5 protein-coding genes and 2 pseudogenes are annotated in these 4722 nt (G+C 48.5%); 1 reads left to right on the top strand and 6 read right to left on the bottom strand.

Translation table 11 applies throughout. The annotated features are described in order from the left end of the window. Window positions 1–158 precede the first annotated feature (158 nt). The 6 genes and pseudogenes from RW114_RS19915 to RW114_RS21170 all read right to left on the bottom strand — a co-directional run bounded on the left by RW114_RS19915 (window position 159) and on the right by RW114_RS21170 (window position 3799). Entirely contained in the window at window positions 159–524 is a 366-nt protein-coding gene (locus RW114_RS19915) for a hypothetical protein (protein ID WP_340124482.1), read from the bottom strand. A gap of 21 nt (window positions 525–545) precedes the next feature. Further along, window positions 546–1157 (bottom strand): Fe2+-dependent dioxygenase, encoded by a 612-nt coding sequence (locus tag RW114_RS19920; RefSeq protein ID WP_340124486.1) that lies wholly within the window; start codon window positions 1155–1157, stop codon window positions 546–548. Between the two features lie 126 nt (window positions 1158–1283). Continuing rightward, the gene (locus RW114_RS19925; RefSeq protein WP_422614852.1) at window positions 1284–2333 is read right to left on the bottom strand and encodes a multicopper oxidase domain-containing protein; all 1050 of its coding nucleotides are present in this window, start codon (window positions 2331–2333) and stop codon (window positions 1284–1286) included. Then, window positions 2266–2759: pseudogene (locus tag RW114_RS21110) on the bottom strand (IS1 family transposase); the annotation flags it as partial. The gene RW114_RS19925 and the pseudogene RW114_RS21110, both read right to left, overlap by 68 nt. A gap of 505 nt (window positions 2760–3264) precedes the next feature. Beyond that, a pseudogene (locus RW114_RS19935) lies at window positions 3265–3564 on the bottom strand (DDE-type integrase/transposase/recombinase); the annotation flags it as partial. Then, complete coding sequence (locus RW114_RS21170; protein WP_479687044.1) at window positions 3539–3799, bottom strand: DDE-type integrase/transposase/recombinase; 261 nt, start codon at window positions 3797–3799, stop codon at window positions 3539–3541. The pseudogene RW114_RS19935 and the gene RW114_RS21170, both read right to left, overlap by 26 nt. 483 nt (window positions 3800–4282) lie before the next feature. Here RW114_RS21170 and RW114_RS19940 point away from each other — a divergent pair, with 483 nt between their 5' ends. Continuing rightward, a complete protein-coding gene (locus tag RW114_RS19940; protein ID WP_340124485.1) occupies window positions 4283–4573 on the top strand; it encodes a winged helix-turn-helix domain-containing protein in 291 nt (96 codons plus the stop codon). Window positions 4574–4722: the final 149 nt, after the last annotated feature.

Genomic DNA, 4722 nt, shown 5'->3' on the forward strand with positions numbered 1-4722 from the left:
GATAAGAATCCTGCGGCTAAGCTCAAAGAATTGGCTGGACTTATTGATGAGGTTTTTCAGTTAATGCCTTCTGGAAAACATATGGTTGGGAGGGATTTGGGGCGTTTAGGGCCGACGGTTTCGCTACAGTACCGTGCTGCTGGATAATTTTCCAAGAATCAGGCTGCAAAAAATTTAAAAACTTGAACATCGAGTACCCAGTATTCGGCGTTAACAGACTGTTGCGGACTGTGAAAATCTACCCGCCACTGGCCGGGTTGCTGGAAGCTTTGACTGGTCCAGGTCACGGTTTTTGCATCGGCTGGAAGCGGCGCGGGTAAGGCCAGTTCGATTTGCGACTGTTCCATTTTCGCCGCCGGAATTTTTAGCATTGTACGGTGATTGAGTAAAATTCCGCTCACGCCGAACAACAGCCCCAATGCAGCTCCAAAGCCCGACCCAGGCATAAATTCGGCGCAGCCATTTGAGCCAAGGCAGTCGTTAGTTTGCCGAAGCAATAGCTCCGGGTTTTGTATATCGGTCATTATGATGATTTCCGTTTGCTGTTAGATGTCTGCCCACATGCGCAGCAGATTATGATAAGTGGCGACCAGCGGGATAACCTCGGGGCTTTCCGGGGCACGGGCACGCAGGCTTTGAATGCCGGCATCCAGCTGGAACAACAGGCAGCACTGGGCGACATCGCGAATCATGCTCTGTACCCAGAACACGGCGACATCGCGGTGACCGCCGGTGATAGGCTCAACCTGATGCAGACTGCCGGATGGATAAAGCACCAGACTCCCGGCAGGCAGTTTAATAGCCTGCACGCCGTAAGTGTCTCCGATGACCAATTCCCCGCCTTCATAGTCTTCCGGCTCTGACAGAAACAGCGTTCCGGATACATCGGTGCGAAAGGTCGTCGCACCGACGCGGATCGCATTGTCGGCATGGATGCCGAAATCCATACCGGGAACATAACGATTAAAGAGGGGAGGGCAGACCACCTTTGGCAAAGCGGCGGAAACGAACAGCGGATTGCAATGCAGCGCATCATGAACGATGCCGGTAAGCGCTTGCGTCTCCGCCGTATTGGCGGCCAGTTGCAGGTTGTTTTTGCCTTGGCGGCCAACTCGCCTGCGGTGACCCGGCCATCCACAAATTGCGCCTTGGCGAATAGTTCATACGCGCTGGCGAGCTCTTCGGTCGTCAAAATATTTTCAATTACAAGCAGCATGTTTCTCCTTTCTGTAATGTGATATTCGGTGGCGCCGAGCTTGGTTAGCCTGAACCGGCTTTCGCTGTTACGACCGGACGTGCCAGCGGGTAGACATACCTGCCATCATGTGATCGTTGACATGGCAATGCAGCAGCCAATCACCGGGCGAACGGGGAACCATGGTGACCGAGGTCATGCTGGCGGGCAGCACTTCGACCACGTCGGTCCGGCGGCCGTGATCGAGTACTGTCTGCCCATGCCAATGCACGGTATGGTTGTCCACCTCATTGCCCAGGGCGACAAGGTGCCAGCGCACGCGTTTACCTATATGGGTCTCATAGCCTTCAAGATTGCCAAACAGACGTCCGTTGATTGCGTGTTTCAGTCCTTTTTCCTTGTCGTTCTCTTCATTAAAAATCATGAACAGGGAGGTGAACTCCTGGTCTACGTCACGGGGCGCAGGGTCGATCACAGAACGTTCCATGCCATTGCGGGTAATGACAAGAGTACCGATCAGGCCGAGGTTGATTTCTTCCTCTGCCATGACATGGGAGTGATAGAGCCAGACAATGGACGAGGGATCATTCGGACCGGGACCGGCGTCATTGTCCACAACCCAGGTGTAGGTAAAGGACTCATTCGGCTGCACACTCGCTCCGGCGCCGTCCATGTCCGCCCCTTCATTGTTCTTGTCGTAAAGCACGCCGTGCGGATGCATGGAAAGCGGCCGGTCGGTTTTATTCAGAAAGTTAACCTTGATGGTATCGCCCACCACGGCTTGCAGTTGCGGACCCAATATCCCCATCCATTCCGGCTGGGGCAGGGGCGTCGACCAACCGCCGTCGGTGTAACCGATATAGCGGTATTTGGTATAGACCAACGTTCGTCCCCACACGCCGAGACCGTCTTCCGGATTGATCTGGTTACGACCGGAGGGGGCGTAATTCCAGGGTGTTTTTTCCGCCGCTACCCAATATTCCCTTACCGCCGCTTGCGCTGGGGGTGAGACCCAAATACCTGCTACCAGGATCATCATGGCGAAAATTTTATTTATTTGAAGCAAATGTCTTGAGTTGCTTGAAGACCTCATCTTTACCCCTACCAAAGACATACGCCAGTATTGTGCTGGTTGCATGATCAATTGCGTACCACAGCCAACCTGCTCAGATTTCTTGCTCACATAAGACCATTGTTCGTTCATTTCGGCTTCACAGAAGGCTTCTAGCCTAACTTCCATAGCGCCTGACGCAGTCAACGTATTAACTATAGGGTTTACCTGTGTAAGCAGGGTTTGCTTTTTTTAGCGTGCTGATCACGGTGTTTTTGTTAATCCCCAACACCCGCCCCGTATCACGAATACCGCTGCCATTAATCGCCATCTCTACCACTTGGCGTTTGACTCCAGGCACATAGGCCTTATAGCGATAATCAAGAAGGAATGTCTTGGTTAAACAATCTTCATTCTGGCATCGATAACGTTGTGTCCCTTCTCGGTACGACCGGACTTTGTAATTTGGCTGCTGCCGCACTCCGGGCAGACGATTTCTTGATAGCATGTCATACGGCTAACAATACAACAAACTACAGATTTAACCCATTACCGTTTTATCCAGTATCAGCTTTTTATCTCAGCTATCCAACTGAAAAGCCCACTTTCCCAAAAGAAACCACTTGTCTTATGTATGATACCGTACAGACTGGGCTCTGTTCTGTGCGTATCATTTAAAGCGAATGTTGGATATCTCTATTCGATGCTTTGGTCATGTCTATCTGGTCAAAACCCAAGTTAAATTATCATCAAAATTATAGACATCAAATTTTGGAGGGTGCTATGAAGAATTTAAAACAACTAAACAGGAAGGCTATGATTTTTGGTCGGAGAATGGAAGGAAGGATACTGCCACCATTGATTTTATGGATGCTCGGTGTACCCGGAGGAATTGTTTTACTTCTATGGGTATTTTTCTTTAGGGATTAATTTAGAGCCGTTTAAAAATGAGCCCCGATGCTAATGGTTGTGTCGCAAATTTTATAAAAGGCCGAGGCTCACTTGTCTGCGGGCAAAATTATCCTGCCAACGCCATAAATTGCTTATAGGCCGGAACGTTGTCATCTGACAACTGTTTTTTTCGGATCATATGTGCGCTTTCGATCCCGTCGAGCGTTGCTTGTGCGGACTAGAAGGCCTTGAAGCCCATCATCGGTTTGGTGATTTTCTTGATGAACCGATGGTTTTGCTCGATGATATTGTTTAAATATTTGACCTGGCATATTTCTACAAAAAAGTCGATCCATCCTGCCAACAGCATCAAGAGATTGATGTTTTCAATACCCGCATAGTTAGCCCCGCTTTTGTCCATAACGACCGGGCAAGCCGTTGTTGTCGATCACCTGTTTGAAGAATGCGGTGGCCGCTGCTTCGTCGCGCTGTTCGGACAGCATGAAATCAAGAGTGTTGCCGTATTTGTCGATGGCACGGTACCAGTAGACCCATTTACCTTTGACCTTCACGTAGGTCTCATCCACTCGCCAGGACGAAGCAGCGGCTCGTTTGTGTTTCTTGGCTGCCGCCGTGATCAGGGGAGAATAGTTGATCAGCATCGTGATACACCATTTTTTCCTGATGTTACGCCATGGGGCTCTGCTGTTACTAATGATTATTTAGAATTATCTGAATTACTTCATAATGCTTTTGATGATGATTGAAGTTTGTTGCACTGCATAGTTGAATCCGTCTATCATTCGAAGCTCGAATAAACTCTCTGTAAGGAAGTGCTTTATGTTCGATTGGTGTAAAAAATTTTTTGTTTTCCTTAATCGTCTTAATACCCTTATGAAAAAAGTCAATACCGCACCTGAAATACCAACCTCAAAGCTAAAGCTGAAAAGTCCACTGCCACGAAGGTCACTAAAAAAACACCTGTAAAGTCCGTTACCACTGAAGCAACCCAAACAACGCCTGAAACACCCATCACTACAGAAGTCACTAAAATACCCCCTAAAAAAACCAGTCCAAAGCCGAAGCCCGCCAAAAAAGCACCCGTTGTCGATCCTGAGCCAATTGCTTCGTCATCAGAAATCGCTATGCATGAACGTGTAGGATTGACCGCCGGCTCTATCTGGCATTACTTGACTGAAAATGGTGAAATATCCGTTGCAAAATTAGTCGATTCGCTTCCGGAAGAAGAGGAAATCATCCAGCGTAGTATTGGTTGGTTAGCTCAGGAAGACAAAATAACACTTTCAATGGTTGACAAAATTGAAACGATAGCACTGAAGGGATATTTTTATGATGGAGAAACAGTTAACGGCGTAGGCACTAAGAATCGGACATCGACTTTGAAAAGTGACAGGAATGTAAATCAAGCTTCGTAATCAAGATTTCCTTTATGGCTGTACTGAAGTTTCCTAAAAAATCATCAAGCCACCATGCGTAGCAATACGGCCACCAACGAATTTTTCGAGGGGTTGCCGGGTTTGGGGCAAACCCTATCAAAATCCTCATTGAGAGCGGCTTCAGCTAT

This window comes from Methylobacter svalbardensis, from assembly GCF_037671525.1.
GTDB lineage: Bacteria > Pseudomonadota > Gammaproteobacteria > Methylococcales > Methylomonadaceae > Methylobacter_A > Methylobacter_A svalbardensis.